This window comes from Jeotgalibacillus terrae (assembly GCF_016908195.1).
GTDB classification, from domain to species: domain Bacteria; phylum Bacillota; class Bacilli; order Bacillales; family Jeotgalibacillaceae; genus Jeotgalibacillus; species Jeotgalibacillus terrae.
Map to the genome: position 1 here is coordinate 51,496 of NZ_JAFBDK010000007.1, position 15,599 is coordinate 67,094.

Annotated in this window: 20 protein-coding genes; 8 read left to right on the forward strand and 12 right to left on the reverse strand. The window is 43.2% G+C overall.

The window, feature by feature from the left end; all coding sequences use genetic code 11:
- Positions 1 to 29: 29 nt before the first annotated feature.
- Positions 30 to 497: a gas vesicle protein GvpP gene (locus JOD21_RS08575; protein ID WP_204729212.1), complete on the reverse strand. Its 468-nt coding sequence runs from the start codon at positions 495 to 497 to the stop codon at positions 30 to 32.
- A gap of 24 nt (positions 498 to 521) precedes the next feature.
- The gene (gvpJ, locus tag JOD21_RS08580) at positions 522 to 776 is read right to left on the reverse strand and encodes a gas vesicle protein GvpJ (RefSeq protein ID WP_204729213.1); all 255 of its coding nucleotides are present in this window, start codon (positions 774 to 776) and stop codon (positions 522 to 524) included.
- 247 nt (positions 777 to 1,023) lie between these two features.
- Here gvpJ and JOD21_RS08585 point away from each other — a divergent pair, with 247 nt between their 5' ends.
- Complete coding sequence (locus JOD21_RS08585) at positions 1,024 to 1,686, forward strand: GNAT family N-acetyltransferase (RefSeq protein WP_204729214.1); 663 nt, start codon at positions 1,024 to 1,026, stop codon at positions 1,684 to 1,686.
- Positions 1,671 to 1,904, forward strand: a complete 234-nt coding sequence (locus tag JOD21_RS08590; protein ID WP_204729215.1) for a hypothetical protein — start codon at positions 1,671 to 1,673, stop codon at positions 1,902 to 1,904. Before JOD21_RS08585 ends, JOD21_RS08590 begins: the two co-directional genes overlap by 16 nt.
- A gap of 36 nt (positions 1,905 to 1,940) precedes the next feature.
- On the opposite strand, the gene JOD21_RS08595 is transcribed toward JOD21_RS08590, so the two are convergent.
- Together JOD21_RS08595 and JOD21_RS08600 are read right to left on the reverse strand one after the other, a co-directional pair.
- A complete protein-coding gene (locus tag JOD21_RS08595) occupies positions 1,941 to 3,107 on the reverse strand; it encodes an alanyl-tRNA editing protein (protein WP_204729216.1) in 1,167 nt (388 codons plus the stop codon).
- Positions 3,104 to 3,826, reverse strand: a complete 723-nt coding sequence (locus JOD21_RS08600; RefSeq protein ID WP_204729217.1) for a CBS domain-containing protein — start codon at positions 3,824 to 3,826, stop codon at positions 3,104 to 3,106. The genes JOD21_RS08595 and JOD21_RS08600 overlap by 4 nt, the downstream gene beginning before the upstream one ends.
- A gap of 85 nt (positions 3,827 to 3,911) precedes the next feature.
- Here JOD21_RS08600 and JOD21_RS08605 point away from each other — a divergent pair, with 85 nt between their 5' ends.
- A complete protein-coding gene (locus JOD21_RS08605; RefSeq protein ID WP_204729218.1) occupies positions 3,912 to 4,082 on the forward strand; it encodes a hypothetical protein in 171 nt (56 codons plus the stop codon).
- Here the strand turns inward: JOD21_RS08605 and JOD21_RS08610 are convergent.
- The 3 genes from JOD21_RS08610 to JOD21_RS08620 form a co-directional block, all read right to left on the reverse strand.
- Positions 4,075 to 5,394, reverse strand: coding sequence for an LCP family glycopolymer transferase (locus JOD21_RS08610; RefSeq protein ID WP_204729219.1), 1,320 nt, complete (start codon positions 5,392 to 5,394; stop codon positions 4,075 to 4,077). The two genes, JOD21_RS08605 and JOD21_RS08610, sit on opposite strands and share 8 nt — an antisense overlap.
- Positions 5,381 to 5,905 (reverse strand): sigma-70 family RNA polymerase sigma factor, encoded by a 525-nt coding sequence (locus JOD21_RS08615; RefSeq protein WP_204729220.1) that lies wholly within the window; start codon positions 5,903 to 5,905, stop codon positions 5,381 to 5,383. The genes JOD21_RS08610 and JOD21_RS08615 overlap by 14 nt, the downstream gene beginning before the upstream one ends.
- Positions 5,906 to 6,236: 331 nt before the next feature.
- Positions 6,237 to 6,497 (reverse strand): DUF4190 domain-containing protein, encoded by a 261-nt coding sequence (locus JOD21_RS08620; protein ID WP_204729221.1) that lies wholly within the window; start codon positions 6,495 to 6,497, stop codon positions 6,237 to 6,239.
- Positions 6,498 to 6,633: 136 nt separating this feature from the next.
- Here JOD21_RS08620 and JOD21_RS08625 point away from each other — a divergent pair, with 136 nt between their 5' ends.
- The gene (locus tag JOD21_RS08625; protein WP_204729222.1) at positions 6,634 to 7,458 is read left to right on the forward strand and encodes an alpha/beta hydrolase; all 825 of its coding nucleotides are present in this window, start codon (positions 6,634 to 6,636) and stop codon (positions 7,456 to 7,458) included.
- A gap of 26 nt (positions 7,459 to 7,484) precedes the next feature.
- Here the strand turns inward: JOD21_RS08625 and JOD21_RS08630 are convergent, their stop codons facing one another.
- Positions 7,485 to 7,664 (reverse strand): hypothetical protein, encoded by a 180-nt coding sequence (locus JOD21_RS08630; RefSeq protein ID WP_204729223.1) that lies wholly within the window; start codon positions 7,662 to 7,664, stop codon positions 7,485 to 7,487.
- A 128-nt stretch (positions 7,665 to 7,792) separates the two neighbouring features.
- On the opposite strand from JOD21_RS08630, the gene JOD21_RS08635 reads away from it, so the two are divergent.
- Both JOD21_RS08635 and JOD21_RS08640 read left to right on the forward strand, forming a co-directional pair.
- A complete protein-coding gene (locus tag JOD21_RS08635; RefSeq protein ID WP_204729224.1) occupies positions 7,793 to 7,918 on the forward strand; it encodes a 3-methyladenine DNA glycosylase in 126 nt (41 codons plus the stop codon).
- A 424-nt stretch (positions 7,919 to 8,342) separates the two neighbouring features.
- Positions 8,343 to 10,109, forward strand: coding sequence for a sensor histidine kinase (locus JOD21_RS08640; RefSeq protein ID WP_204729225.1), 1,767 nt, complete (start codon positions 8,343 to 8,345; stop codon positions 10,107 to 10,109).
- Between the two features lie 17 nt (positions 10,110 to 10,126).
- Here the strand turns inward: JOD21_RS08640 and JOD21_RS08645 are convergent, their stop codons facing one another.
- From JOD21_RS08645 to JOD21_RS08655, 3 genes are all read right to left on the reverse strand, one after another.
- Positions 10,127 to 11,449 carry a TrkH family potassium uptake protein gene (locus tag JOD21_RS08645; RefSeq protein WP_204729226.1) on the reverse strand — a complete coding sequence of 441 codons (1,323 nt, stop codon included), beginning with the start codon at positions 11,447 to 11,449 and terminating at the stop codon, positions 10,127 to 10,129.
- Positions 11,450 to 11,705: 256 nt separating this feature from the next.
- A complete protein-coding gene (locus JOD21_RS08650) occupies positions 11,706 to 12,266 on the reverse strand; it encodes an NADPH-dependent FMN reductase (RefSeq protein WP_204729227.1) in 561 nt (186 codons plus the stop codon).
- A 57-nt stretch (positions 12,267 to 12,323) separates the two neighbouring features.
- Complete coding sequence (locus JOD21_RS08655) at positions 12,324 to 12,677, reverse strand: hypothetical protein (protein ID WP_204729228.1); 354 nt, start codon at positions 12,675 to 12,677, stop codon at positions 12,324 to 12,326.
- Between the two features lie 158 nt (positions 12,678 to 12,835).
- On the opposite strand from JOD21_RS08655, the gene JOD21_RS08660 reads away from it, so the two are divergent.
- Positions 12,836 to 13,975, forward strand: a complete 1,140-nt coding sequence (locus tag JOD21_RS08660; RefSeq protein WP_041123637.1) for a zinc-dependent alcohol dehydrogenase — start codon at positions 12,836 to 12,838, stop codon at positions 13,973 to 13,975.
- Between the two features lie 225 nt (positions 13,976 to 14,200).
- On the forward strand, positions 14,201 to 15,055 hold the full coding sequence (gene zupT, locus JOD21_RS08665) for a zinc transporter ZupT (RefSeq protein WP_204729229.1): 855 nt from the start codon (positions 14,201 to 14,203) through the stop codon (positions 15,053 to 15,055).
- A gap of 37 nt (positions 15,056 to 15,092) precedes the next feature.
- On the opposite strand, the gene JOD21_RS08670 is transcribed toward zupT, so the two are convergent.
- Complete coding sequence (locus JOD21_RS08670) at positions 15,093 to 15,575, reverse strand: STAS domain-containing protein (RefSeq protein WP_204729230.1); 483 nt, start codon at positions 15,573 to 15,575, stop codon at positions 15,093 to 15,095.
- Positions 15,576 to 15,599: the final 24 nt, after the last annotated feature.

Consider the following 15,599-nt stretch of genomic DNA (forward strand, 5'->3'; position numbering starts at 1 on the left):
TACACCTTCTTTCCTGTTAAAAAGGCGCATCAGCTCTTTTTCGAATTACTTGAGCTGCTTTTAGATTGTGTGGTGGTTTTTCTCTGAGTGGAGCTTTTTGATTCAGCTAATTGACCAAGCATCTCTTCAATGCGGTCAAGCCGGTCATTTAACTGCTTGTTTTCACTTTTAATTTCTTCAATCTCATCAATCGACTCTTCTTTGGCTGAGCTGACTGATTCTGACGTACCTTTTGCTACATCTTTAAAGCTGCTTAATGCCTGTTCTCTTAATAAATCAGTTGCTGTTTTTTTAAATTCAGCACCTGCAAGCCTGATCATCTCTGATTCTCCAAGGCGTTTCATTAAACGTTTGTTTGCTTCAGAATTAGACAGAAGCCCAATACCTGCTCCGACAATCCCGCCTAATACTGCAAGATTTACTGAAGAATGCTCCGATGATTCTTTGCTTTCTTCCTCTGTTTTCTTAACTTCTTTTTCTTTATCCTTTTCAGCCATTGCTCTCACCTTTCTATCCCTTGATTAGTAACTATATTGCGTCTGTCCATCTCTGGAAGTCAGACCCGCCTCCTGCACATCATCACGCAGCAATCCAACTGCTTCTGCGTAACGCAGCCATGTATCAACACTTGCAATAACAATTCTTGCTTCCACTGTAAGGATTTCAATGCCGACAAGTGATACCCTTACAAACGCATCAATCACGATCCCTTTATCCAGAATCCGGTCAATTACCTCCGCAAGACTTGAACTGTCCGTACTTTTCTGAATTGCCATCCAACCCCTCCTTTTACTGTCATTCAGCGCTTTACGGCTCCATATAAACAAATATGCATATTAATAGTTCTATACCCAGCACATCCATATGTTTAAAACTAAAAAACATAATATTTCAATTAAATTCAAAAATAATACATAGTCGTATTGTTATAGAAATATTTTGTCACAAGAGATATGGGAACTTGTTGAATGAAAGAGTATGTTAGGGTAGGCTGTAAATAATACTCAATGACGGAGGAAACGTATGGAATTTTTCAGTGTAGTAATCGGAGCTGTCATCTCACTGCTTATCACTTATTTCATTATCCGCACAGCAGTAACAGAAGGTATTAACCGATCAGTGATTGGACAGCGGCTTGCACAGCAGCCCACTCAAGAACCGCAAAAAGTCGTTCAAAACTTTTCCATGATGAAAGGCGGCAGAGTTGTTACTTATCAGAAAGCAACAGAAGCCAGGTATGAAGAGATTCTCAGACTGCTTAAAAGCTGCGCGGCAGATCTTAAGGAAAAGGGCATTAAACAGTGGGGTTATCTGTTATCAGGTGGTGAAGACGCTGAAGTCAGGAAAGATATTGTAAAAGGTCATACATACGGTATATTTGAAAAAGATGAAGTGGTCGGTACATTTACAATCAGAAAAGGCCCGAATTCGTGGGATGAGCATGTCTGGCAGGACCGAGCGGAGAAAGATGCTTTGTATCTTCACAGGCTTGCCGTCACGCCTGTTTTTCGTCAGGAAGGAATCGGGAGTGCTGCTCTTGATTGGATTTCTGAGAATTTTCAGGGGGAAGTGCTGATGCTTGATTGCGTGGAAAGTAATGAGGAGCTGAGTCATTTTTACTCAGAACGCGGATTTGAGTCGGCAGGTACATATGATGGGCATCATCGTTATTGGAAAAGACTTTGAGGCGAGTAGAAAAAGCTGATGGGGCTACCATCAGCTTTTTTCTATTCTATTTTGCAAATGAGCTTCGCCGAGCTGACCCTGTTGCGATCAATTCTGCTTTCACGACCATTAGCGCGGCTCATACGACCATTGCTGATGCTGATACAACCACAATACCGGGTGTATCCAACCACTACAGCGAAACATACGACCATCACCACGAAAAGCGCGACCATTAACTGCTTATCAACGATGCCCGGCTAATTTTCCAATGCCTACAACATGTAGTCTGCACACGCCTCAAGCAGCTCCTCGGCTGACACACGTTTTTCTCCTCCGCCCTGGGCGAAGTCAGGCTTCCCCCCGCCGCGGCCATTAATCATCGGCAGCACAGATTTGATCAGCTTGTTCATATCTGTTGTCACTTCTGATCCTCTCCCACAGATAAGTTGGAGTTTATCTTCTGTTTCATTTACAAAAAGAACTGTTTTGTGATCAGTTTCAGCAATAATCATTTTAGCAAGCTTCTGAAGTTCAGCAACCGGCCGGCCTGTGAATACTTCCTTTACCAGATTTCCCTGATACTGTTTCGCTTCAAATGTCAGCAGCTGACTTTTAAGCTCCTCTACTTCCTTTTCAAGCTGACGGTTCTGATCAAGCAGTCTGTCTGCAGCTTCCACTAATTTCTCCTGAGGGGCACTCATTTTTGCCGTGAGTTCCTGAAGCACTGCATGCTTTTCCCCAAGCTGCTCAGTAACCCTCTTCCCGCAGACAAAATAAACCCTCGTTTGTCCGCGCTGCTTTTCAGTGTGAAGAATGTTGATCGCACCCACCTGCCCGGTAGACGTTGGATGTGTGCCACCGCAGCCGTTATAATCAGCTTCCGGGATAATGACCAGCCTGATATCATCCACGACAGCTACATCTTTTCTGAGAGGATATTGCTTTAACTCCTCCTGGCTCACCCATTTCGTTTCAATTGGACGGTTTTCAAGTACAAGCTCATTTGCCTGACTCTCAGCCATTCTGAGCACTTCATCACTAACCTGCTCCGCTTCAAGGTCAATTGAGCAGACTTCTTCTCCTAAATGAAAGCTGACTGTCTTTAGGTTAAAGTTGTTCTCAAAAGCGGCAGACAGGATATGCTGACCTGCATGCTGCTGCATGTGATCAAATCGCCGGTCCCAGTTCACTTCACCATGGACGGTTTCAAGTAATGGATCAGTTCCTTCTATATAATGTCTGACTGCCCCGTCCACTTCTTCCACATCATATACAGGCGCCTGATTCATAAGCCCTGTATCGTGAGGCTGCCCTCCGCCGGTCGGGTAAAAAGCAGTCTGATCGAGTACAACATATCGCCGTCCCTGTTCATCTGTTCCTTCATCGATTTTTTTCGCCTGAAAGGTTTGCAGGTTAACATCTTCATAGAATAATTTCATGGTGTACTGTTTCCTTTCTCTTTGGTATCCATGACATCCCACGGGGTAATGATACCAAGAATTGGTTTATTGCTTGCGCCGTTTTCAGTGATAATCAGCGCCACCAGCTTTTCACCACGCTCAGCTGCCTGGGCAAAACGGTCCTGCGCTTCATACAGGCTCGCTTCTTTCCGGATAAAACGGTAGCTCTTTTTCTTTTTATCAAAAGGCTGAAGATCTTTAACCCGCACATCTTTAATCGACACACTCTCCTGATCAAGATGCGCTGCCAGCCAGTTCGCGACCCCACTGTCAGTAACAAGGGATGTAACGAGGTTATGCTGATCAACGAGCGGAAATTGTGAGTACGCTTTTTCATTCATGTTCTGCAATACCTGTTTTAAAGAGGAATGTTCATTCAACGTCACAACCTCTTTCATAAAACGCTCTACAGTCGGCGGCACCACAAGCTTACTTCTGATTTCTTCAATCAGCTCCACGATATAAGGTGTCGGCTCAGCCAGCACTTCATTCGTATATGTATGAACAATCGCATTACGAAGCTCAGCAATTTCCTTCAGGTCACTGATATAGCGCTTCACAATTCGGTCATTCCGCTGCGCTGCCTTATCAAGGAGTGCCTGAAAGCTCATATAATCGCCTTTATTATGCTTTGTTTTAAGATAACTTTCGATTTCGTTAAAATCACGCAAAAACGCGCGGGAATTGGCAGAGTCCATGATGGTGTCCCCTTTTAGATTTATGATACAGGTTTTGGGGTGGGAGGTCACTTAATTGGGATGAGTGGTTCAGGAGATTACGGGGATGGTTCAGAAGATTTTTGGCCTTATACCTGAAATAATGAGGTGTGTTCATGAAATTACTACGGGTGTACAGAACATAATCGGGGTGGTTCAGGAGATTGTGAGGACAGACCTATCTCCTAAAAACAAAACCGCTGCCCCCTCTAAGGAAGCAGCGTTAAAAATTATCTGATTCTGTTCAGGAAATTCCAGGAAACAATCTGCTCCTGCTCTTCTCCATTGTAAGTGTAATTGATTTTAAACCACCTGTCTTCAGTAGTGGTTTCACCATCAAGTTCGAATTCAAAAGCTACCCTAGTTCTTGCTCCAATTGGAAAATCTTCAATTTTAATCATACCCTCAGGTTCATCTTCCATTAATCCGAACCCTTCTTCCCCATCTAATCCATATAGAGACCAGTCCAGTCCTTCATCGTCTAATTTGTTCCCTGTTTCATCTGTTATTTCCACACTGTTGATTTCTACAACTTGCGCTCCCGTCCATTCAAGCCGGGACACCATATAATATTTTTGATTTTCAAAGAAGCTTTGTTCTGGATACATGACTTCAAATGCAAATATCCCCTCATCCTTAAATAAATGTTCGGTCAGTTTCTCTTTCTGCTGACTCAGCTGATCTTCTGATAAGACTTCATAATTCATACCATCTTCCATTTGCTGTGCGACAGCACCTTTCATTACATTTACAAATTGTGCAGAACGGTTAGCGGCAATGATTTCAGCAGTATCAAAGGGTACATTCAAATCATGTTTAATCGTTTGCGGGTTATCTTTATAATGACGCGATTCAATCAGCGGTTGCAGGACTTCAAGTCTCAGCTCTTCTCTTTCTTCAGGATCCCGTTTCCCGTCGTCTGTATAAATCGGTAAAATCCTGTAATCAGTCACATAAGACTTTAAACTCTCCTGAAGCTGTATCTCGTCCACCCAGACTGTTTCATCAATATTTATGCCCAGAAGGTTTTCAACAGTTTTAGCCGCTCCATCTATTCCCGAAGAAAGAGCTGCATTAGTGAATTTATCAGCTTCAGGCTCTTCCTGATCGTTGCGTTGGACCGGAACATAAGCATCTCTTGGAATTGAAGTATAGGTCATCACCTTTGTTTCTGTATTAAAAACCATGACAATTCCATATTCAATTCTGCTAGTTTGACTGCTATTCCTTACTAAAGAAAGCAATGTGAAAGTGCGGTCATCTGGCAGATCAGATACCTCGTTATTTTCCGAGTCAGGTATAAACACCTCATTCGTTTCATTCTCTTCTTTACCAGCTGATGGCACTTGTGGATTTTCTTCAAGCAGCATCGGCAGAATAAGAACCGCTCCCACCATTACAAATAGAAGTGCTGCGATAAGAGGCAGTGCTTTTCCCGGAGAGTACTTACTCTTTGTATGATGATTGCGAAGTTTCTCAAACACCTCACCCTGATCCTTCTCTGTAAACTCCAGCTGATGATCTTTCCCAATTCCTTTACGCTCTTTCAATCCGCTCAGCCTCCTCTAGCATGACTTTAAGCTTTTCCCTGCCGCGTCTGAGTCTCGTTTTAACGGTGTTTGGCTTTTCGCCAGTCAATTCTGCAATCTCCTCTACTTTAAAATCACGATAATAATATAAGTCGAGCACTATCCTGTAACTTGCTGGCAGCGCCATTAATGCTGTATTCACTTCACGCTGCTGCTCATAGCGGATCGCAGTTTTTTCAGCAGAGGCTATCCCGCTTATTTCTTTCACCTTTTCAGCAGCAACCATCTTTTTATGGTGCCAGCTCTTCAGATAATCCTTGCACTGGTTAATCGTAATACGAAATAACCAGGTACGGTACGCTGACTCACCCCGAAATGAATCGAGGTGCTGATAACATTTAATGAACGTATTCTGCACCATATCTTTTGCTGTTTCTTCACTTTTCACATATGTAAAAGCAAGTCGCACGAGCTCATCGCCATGGGTCTGCATTAAGTCAGATAACAGCTGATCTTTCTCCTCCCGATTCATAGGGTCCCTCCGTTTCAAGCCGGCTTCAGAAGTTCGACGACGCACATCAGTTGATGGTTTCGTACATAAGTAAAAAAGCCGAAATAGACATTCCGGCTTTTAGCATTGCTATTCACTTTCTTTTCCATACGTTTTGCTGTCCCATGCCCAATTAAAAAACGACGTGCCTATTATAATGAAAAGCGGGAGATAAACGTTTTCGCCCCAGGACACTTTCCGACCGTTGAACACATCGAGTAAAGTCAGAAATATGAACATTCCTGCACAAAACAAAGTCCAGCGTACTACCCGTTCTTTAAAGTTTCCAGATTTCTTCAAACGCTCCCCCATTTTAAGCCCCTAAAAACGCCAGGCCAAAAAAGAAGATCCAAATCAGAATCGAGAATCCCTGAACAATAATCCCTACAATACTGCAGATCATACCTGAAATCGCCAGGCCTTTACCGCCTTCTTCAGTTACTGATATCTGTTTCATTGAGATGTTAGCTGTAATAATCCCACCGATCCCCAGTAAAATTCCTAATCCCGGTACCATAATGGAGAGAATACCAAGGGTCAGCGAAACGATGGATTGAGTATTTGTCTGTTCCATATGATCAGCTCCTTACTTTTATATACGGCCGGAACAACCAAAAGATTCAATAATCGACAATTTTTGTTTACAAATAAACAAGCAGGGAAGGACATATATGTTACGATCAGATTAGCATATTGAGAGGGGCCGCAGGATGAAAGCAGACAAATGGCAGAATATATATGATACGCCTGAGGAGCATACGATTTCAGGTGATGTAAGAATCTTAAAAGACATGGATGTCCCGCAATTAAACACCACAAAAAATATATCGATCTACCTTCCACCAGGCTATGAAGAAGGTGATAAACGTTATCCTGTGTTATATATGCATGATGGACAAAACGTTTTTGATGAGGCCACTTCAAATGGTCAAGAATGGGGCGTTGATGAATCGCTTGAGAAGCTGGCCAGTCAGAGTGACTCATATGAAGCGATTGTGGTGGCAATTGACCACGGCGAGACAGAACGTAACAATGAATATAATGTACATATTAACCTTGAACATCACTTTGGCGGCAAAGGGAAAGACTATCTGGCTTTCCTGACTGAGACATTGAAACCCTGGATTGATAAAGAGTTCAAAACACGTCCTGAGCCTGAACATACAGCGATTGGCGGAAGTTCTTTTGGCGCGTATATTTCACTCTATGCAGGCGTTGCACATCCGGATGTCTTCGGCAAAGTCATGGCTTTCTCACTGATGGTCTGGCAGGATGAAAACACCCTTAAGGATCTGATCGGGGAAACTGATCTGAGTGCACTTGCGAAGGTTTATCTTAATATTGGCGATAAAGAAGATAAAAGCCCGAGTGGTGCAGAGCTGCTGGTGAATGATGTGAAAAAGATTCATGAAGCACTTCTGTCAAACGGCTTTCCTGAGGAACGGCTGCGTTTTGATGTCATCGAAGGCGGTAAACACCGTGAAAGTACATGGAGAGAAACATTTCCGGAGGCTTTTAAGTGGCTCATCCCATAAAAATAAAGCAGGCATCTGCCTGCTTCTCAATTTCTCTTTAACCTGCCGACTCTCATGGCAGTCATACAATCTCTGCAAAGTGGCTCATAAAGCGTTTTAGATCCGTTTTTATCCTTCGGACGTTCAGCTTTGATGATGAATTCATCATAGAGCTTCATGTGTTGATTGCAGCCACTGCACTTCAACCTTTTAGAAATGTTGCTCATCCTCTCGTCCTGCCACTCAAGCAAATTTTGTCACATCATTATTTATTCCCCAAACCGCCCTCACCTTAACACATAAATCATACTTTTTTAAAAAATGGGAAAGATATTTTTACAGGAGGGTGATTGTGATGAATGATGAGACAAAAAATGATTCCGTTGAACAGCGCATGAAAAAAGAGCAGGGACAGGACATTGAACCGCAGCGCGATCCCGAAAAGCCGGCACATACGAAAACTGCAAAAGAGAATATGTAACGAAAAAGAGTCTCTCGAGGCTCTTTTTTTGTTGATTAAGTGCAGGATTGCGATGGTGATCTGTGTGGTCCTGCAACAATGATGAATGTCAATGCAAACAATCGGGATTTCACTACACCTGCGAGCCATTTTAGTGCAACAAAACCGGGCGTATCTTACAGCTGAGAAGAAAAATACGACGACTGCTGCCCAAAACGCTGCAACTGAGGCCTGGGGCTTCGCGAAGCCGCACTGGATTCCTCCTCAACACGAGGTCGAATCACTTTAGCTGAAGCCCTCCTCAAGATCGTTACAACCCGCCTCATGCTTTTTTAGAAACAAGGACATTCGCGGTGTGCAAATGGGCATTCATTTGCTAAAATTAGACATTAGTACTGTGGGCTTATTCTCCGCACATTGAATTGAAGAAAGGAAGACCCCTTTCATGGCGTTCTTTTTACTGATGGCACTAGCTACAATTCCATTATTCCTGGCGATTTCGCTATTATTTTACTCAAAATCTGTAAATACAAAATCGTTTTCTGTCTTTCTATTATTAATTTCTTTCTGGCAAATGGGCATTGCAGTCTTATACAGTCAGGACGTCTTTTCTTTAACTGTCATTGACTGGTTATTCAGACTGTTCAGAGCCGGTCCGGTATTTCTTATGCCGATTATGTACTATCTTGGCATTGTGATGGTAAAACAAAATAGTGAACTGGCAGCTTATAAGAAGATATTTAAACTCAGAGGATTTTTCCTGCTGCTCGGATTCAGTCTGTCGGTATATGTGATTAATTTTACAAGCGCCGGAATCAACGGTTATGAATTTGTTCAGGACGGTATGTATTCTCCAGAACACCTGATGCCGCTTTACGGTGCGCTGAATGTAACATTTACGATCAATACGCTGCTTGTTATCACGAATACCATTCTCTTTGTAGTTGCGGCAAGTCGGATTAAAAGCCGTTCTGTCCGGATTTTTCATTTACAGATCAGTATCGGCGCAGTATTTATTTTTTTCAATGGTATACTGAGCGCTTTCAGCCCGCTCCCACTATATTTTTCAAGCTTTAATTCAATTATTATTGCCATTTTGCTTTTTTTAAGCTACGTGCGCATGCAGTCTGTCATGCTGCTTAAGGCCAATTCAAACCTGTCACAGCAGCGCACACTCCTTGAAAAAATTATGGATATTAATCCAAACTATCTGGCAGTCATTGATAAAAATAACCATATTATCAGGCTGAACGATTCAATCTGCCGGCTGCTGTCGATCTCTAAAGAACAGATGACACAGCAGAACCTTTCGACACTTCTTTCTATACGCGAACTTAACACTGCTGAAGACAAGATGCTGACTCGCTCAGGTGAGATCCGTTACATTAAATGGGGCTATGAAACACTTGAACTTGATAACCGGGAATCTTATACACTTTTTATTGGAGTAGACTACACTGAACAAAAGCAAAATGAGCAACTTCTGCTCGACTCTGAAAAGTCCAAGGTCGTTGGCGAGCTCGCAGCAAGTATTGCCCATGAGATCCGCAATCCTCTAACTACTGTAAGAGGACTGATCCAGCTTGCGAAAGAAAAATCAGAAGATCCGAAGCTTGAAAATATTATTCTCGATGAAATCGACCGGATCGTAGAAGTACTGAAAGAGCTGCTTTTGCTTGCCCGCCCGGAGGCCAAAAGCGAGCATGAAGGGCAAAGTGAAATTATCAATGTAATTGAGGAGCTCGAAAACATTCACTTTCTCTATCAGTCTGTTTCGATCAGGGAAAACAAATTTATATCAATCGAAAACCTTTTAACAGACAATGGCCTGATAGATATTCAGAAATCCCACTTTAAGCAGATCATGATCAACTTTATCAAAAACAGCCTTGAAGCCACGTCACCCGAAAGTAAAATAAAAATGAAAGTTGACAGTGACGGTAAACATATCAGAATCAGAATCATCGATAACGGCAAGGGCATCATGAAATCACGACTTTCAAGAATCGGTGAACCTTACTACACAACTAAAGAAAAAGGAACAGGCATCGGTATGGCAGTCTGCTTCAAACTTATCAAAGAAAACAGCGGTGAAGTTAAGGTAAACAGCAAAACGGGCTGGGGAACCACCATTACAGTCACCTTTCCAAAAGCTTCTGTACTGATCGAAGAACCTGCGGAATCATTATTCAGAAGAGACAAAACCGTTTAACAGTTTTGTCTCTTTTTTTAACCTGTATACACATCTTCTTTTGCATAACGCACCTTATCCGGCTTGATTGCTGCTAAAGAAAAGGCAAGTGTAATCGGGCCGACTCTCCCAAGAAACATTAGGATGATGATGATCAGTTTTCCCGGTGCACTCAGATCTGCAGTGATCCCCATCGATAGTCCGACAGTGCCGAATGCAGAAAACACCTCGAATGCTACTTCTAAAAATAGCAGTTCAGGATCCGTGATTGTCAGTCCAAGCAAACACATAAAAATCGTAATAAAGCCTGCAAATGTAATCGCAAAAGCACGCATGACAATGTTATTCCGAATCGTCCGTCCAAACACTGAGACCTCGCTTTTATTCTGCAGGTAAGTCACAAACGTCAAAATAATAATAATGGCCGTCGTCAGCTTTATTCCACTCCCGGTTGAACCACTGCCGGCACCGATAAACATCAGCACCATCATAAATAATACTGACGACTCTTCCATACTCCCGATATCGACAGAATTAAAGCCCGCTGTTCTAGTTGTGACCCCTTGAAAGTAAGAGGCCCAAAGCTTATCTGATAAAGGCAGATTCCCAATCGTTGCGGTATTACTATATTCAGAGAAAAAGATAAACAGTAACGCAATCACATTGATAACCAGTGTTCCGATGATCATCAGCTTTGAATGAAGCGTCAGCTTTTTGAACTGAGGCTTACGATACACATCCACAAGCACAGTAAAACCGAGTCCACCTAATATAAATAGCCCTGTAATAACCAGATTGATCACAGGATCTCCCACATAGCCCATCAGATTATCCGGCCACAGCGAGAAACCCGCGTTGTTAAAAGCAGAAATTGAGTGGAACAGGCTGACGTGCAGCCCCTCTGCCCATCCATATTCCGGCACCCACACCGTGGCAAGCAAAATGACCCCTGCAAGCTCTATAATCAGTGAGAAGATAAATAATGATAAAACCAGCCGTACAATACCACCAATAGACGTCTGACTCAGTGCCTCCTGAATCAGCAGCCTCTCTTTCAGCGTTATCTTTTTTCTCAGAAAAAGAATCACCAGAACGGCAAAAGTCATAAATCCCAGTCCGCCGATTTGAATCAAGATCATAATCACCGCTTCTCCAAAAAGCGTAAACACTGTACCTGTATCCACTGTTACTAGACCCGTCACCGTTGTAGCTGAAGTGGCCGTAAAAAATGCATCCATCCATGAAATCCCGTCAGCTGTCGACAGCGGCAGCATCAACAGCAGCGTTCCAATCAAAATCGTTATCCCAAAACCCGCCATCAAAAACTGCGGCGGCGATAACTGCACCCTTTTCATTTTCATGATTGACCCTCGATTCCATCCCATCATCTTGAAGTAAAATTACTCCTAACATCATCCAATGTCAATAGGAGCAAAAATGAATGAAATCATATAAAAAAGACCTCCCAATGGACGATGGGAGGCCAAAATCTAGCAAAAAGGTGATGTCGTCATGGTCCTTAAACCGTTGACTGTTTTTTCTATACCCGAATTTTTAATGGTGGAAACAGTGAGTTGAGGTGGCAGCACATTGGGGACGGAGGTGAAGTGTCATGACCTACTCCCCAAACACCGTCACAAACCGGCTAAAACTCTCAATAAATTTATCAATCTGCTTTGCTGTGCTTTCGTCTGTCAGCCGGCCGGTTTCAGGGTCTATTTTGGTCTGGTAGCGGCTGGCGATGATTTTGGGATTAGTCATGATGTTGGCGTTCATGTTGGTCAGAGTCTGACGCAGTTGCATTTGTGAGAGTGCAGTTCCGACGTTGCCGTTTGACGCGCCGGCAATTGCAACTGGCAGGTTCTTAATTGAAAATTCTTCCGGTGAACGCGAAGCCCAGTCAAGTGCATTTTTCAAACCACCAGGCATTCCTGCGTTATACTCAGGTGTCACAATGAGCACACCGTCTGCTTCCTTTAATTTTTTGCGGAACGATTTCACTGACTCCGGGTCTCCCGCTGCTTCAATATCTTCATTAAATAATGGAAGTTTCCCGATTTCCGCTTCTTTTACATGCCACTTTCCTTCTGATTGCTTGATGATTTCATTTAACAGCTTGCGATTGAGAGAATCTTTGCGTAAGCTGCCGCACATTGCCACAATTCGCTTTGGTTCCATAAGCACATCCCTTTCAACCAATGTATTACCTACTATTTTAACTGACTTTAGAGCAGGTTACATGTTTGAATGCTGTTCAGCAGTGGTGTGCTCCTGTTGCTGGTCCCTGTTCATCAGATATAGTATGCCGCTGATTCCGGCTGCTGAGATAAACATAGCGATCAAAAACCATAATGCATCAAAGTATACGAACCCTGCTAAACCGGATAGTAAAAGAACGATGGCAGGGAGCTCCATATTCTTATCATCTTTCGTAAGAAGTGAACCTCCATATGTGATCAGCAGGCCCAGCAGCGCAATCTGTAACACTCTATGTAAGGTAAAGTCCGAATTCAACTGCAGGAAAGGTCCAATCACAGTCGCAACAACACCGCCGATCGTTTGCAGCGTTCTACCGATTTTTTTCTTCAAATCCCCCGTTTTTTATCCTGATCTATACAGGTAAATCATACCATTATAAGCGGTTTTTTCAATAATCAGTTTTCAATTCTGCAGAACGGGTAAATCTGGAAATAGACTCGTTTTTAATTCTGCCACGGCCCATTTCATCAAATTCTGGAGGTTTTAACATGAAAGCAGTCACGTTTCAGGGAACGAAGAAGATGAAAGTAAAAGAAGTACCGGATGCCAAGCTGCAGGAAAGAGATGATATTTTAGTCCGGATTACATCAACCGCCATATGCGGGTCAGATCTGCACATTTATCAGGGAGCTCTCCCTGCTCATAAGGATTACGTCATCGGTCATGAACCGATGGGAATCGTTGAAGAAGTCGGTCCTGAAGTAACAAGCGTACAAAAAGGGGACCGCGTCGTGATTCCGTTCAATATTTCATGCGGTGAATGCTACTTCTGTAAAAACGATTATGAAAGTCAGTGTGATAACTCCAATCCGAACCCGTCACTTGATACAGGCGGTTACTTCGGATTTACAGAGCGTTATGGAAACCATCCGGGCGGTCAGGCTGAATACCTGCGCGTTCCTTATGGTAATTTTATGCCGCTGAAAATTCCTGAATCAGTTGAACTTGAAGATGAAGCACTGCTTTTCATGTCTGATGTCCTGCCAACAGCGCTTTGGAGCGTTGAAAATGCAGGTGTTAAAAAGGGAAGTACAGTGGCAGTCCTCGGGTGCGGCCCGATCGGCCTGATGGCACAGAAATTTGCCTGGATGAAAGGTGCAAGCCGTGTCATTGCAGTAGATAACCTTTCTTACAGATTATTCAAAGCACAAAAAATGAATAACGTTGAAGTCGTGAACTTTGATAACTTTGAAGATGCAGGTGAACATATCAGAGAAATAACGCAGGGTGGCGTCGACATCGTCATTGACTGTGTTGGAATGGATGGTAAGAAATCAGCAGTTGAGGAGATTGGTCAGAAGCTCAGTCTTACAGGCGGAACAATCAGCGCCATTGAAATCGGTATGAAAGCCATCCGGAAGTTCGGAACGATGCAGCTGACTGGCGTCTACGGTTCAATGTATCACGGCTTTCCGCTTGGCAACATGTTCGAGCGCAACATAGAAATCAAAATGGGACAGGCTCCTGTTGTACATTACATGCCAAGACTCTTTGACATGATCCAAAACGGCGAATTTGACCCAACCGAAATCGTCACGCACCGCATGAAGATGGATCAGGCAGAAGAAGCCTACCAGATTTTTAATGATCATGAAGATGAATGCATTAAGGTTGTGTTGAAGCCTTAGGATTACTTTTTGAAAGCCTGTGTGCCGGGATGGCATGCAGGCTTAATTTATGTGCACATTGGGGACGGAGGTTAAAGTATCATCTCAGTACACTTTAACCTCCGTCCCCGCTATACCGCTTTTAGTCAAAGCAACGTTTATTAATCCCTCACAAAAAAGTTGCACTAAGCAAAATTTTATCATATAGTGTCATTAGAATGATTTTAATCTAAAGGAGAATGCTTGATGGATGGTGCAGTTTTATATGCGTTTTTGCTGACGTTGTTTGCGGGACTCGCAACTGGTGTGGGCAGTATGTTTGCTTTTTTTGCGAAGCGGACGAATACAGCGTTTTTATCGATTGCGCTTGGTTTTTCAGCTGGTGTAATGATTTATGTTTCGTTCATCGAGATCTTCCCTAAAGCGCTAGCTGAATTAACTGCGGTACACGGAGATCAGCCCGGGACATTATTTACAGTGATTGCATTCTTTTCCGGCATGCTTTTAATCGGTTTGATTGATAAATTAATCCCGACTGTCGGAAACCCGCATGAATCCAAATTTGTAGAGTCTGCTCAAGATCCTGAAGGCGGTGAGACTGTTGCAGCAAAAGCGACGAAAAAAGCCACCCTCAGTAAGAGTGCAGCTTTACGGTTACGGAAAATGGGTGTATTCATGGCGCTTGCGATCGCTATTCATAACTTTCCTGAGGGTCTGGCAACGTTTATCTCAGCACTCGACGATCCGGCTGTTGGTCTTGCCATTGCGATTGCCATTGCACTGCATAATATTCCTGAGGGGATTGCTGTATCGGTACCGATTTATTACGCAACCGGCTCACGAAGAAAAGCTTTTAAGCTGTCATTTTTATCAGGGCTGGCTGAACCGGCGGGAGCATTGATCGGCTTTTTGATTCTAATGCCGTTTCTTACGGATACAATGTTCGGACTCGTGTTCTCAGCAGTTGGAGGCATCATGGTTTTCATCTCGCTTGACGGCCTTTTACCTGCGGCGCGCGAATACGGAAAAGCGCACCATGCGATGTACGGAATGGTCGCAGGTATGATCGTGATGGCATCAAGTTTAATATTATTAATGTGAAAAAATCCTGCATGCTGATTGACAGCATGCAGGATTTTTAAACGGGCTTCATTTCATAGCCATTTGTTTTCATGAGATGCTGCAATGCACTTCTGAAGGTTGAAAATGATTGGATCCGGATGTCTTTCAGTACACCTGAAAGTACCATTTCCCTTGCAAAAAGAGGAGAAAAACCGACGAAAATCGTTTTAGCTCCCATCAGCTTAACAGCGCCAACGAGGTCCTTCATCTTAGCAGCAATCAGCTGATAATCCGAGACATCAACATGGTTAATATTCGTCCCTGTCAAATCAATCAGTACATTTTCTACTTCTCCGTCCTCAAGGAACCTTACGATCGTTTCAACCACATGTTCAAACCGCTCCTCAGTTAAACCGCCAGTCAGCGGCACGAGAATGGTATGTGGCACAATAGATGGAATAATTGGTGCAGATAATTCCTTTATATATGATTCATATCGCTCAACTTTTTGATTCAGCTTCACAATCTCTTCTTTTAAACTTTCAATTGTTTCGGACATAAGAGTTCCCCTTTTTCTAATCAG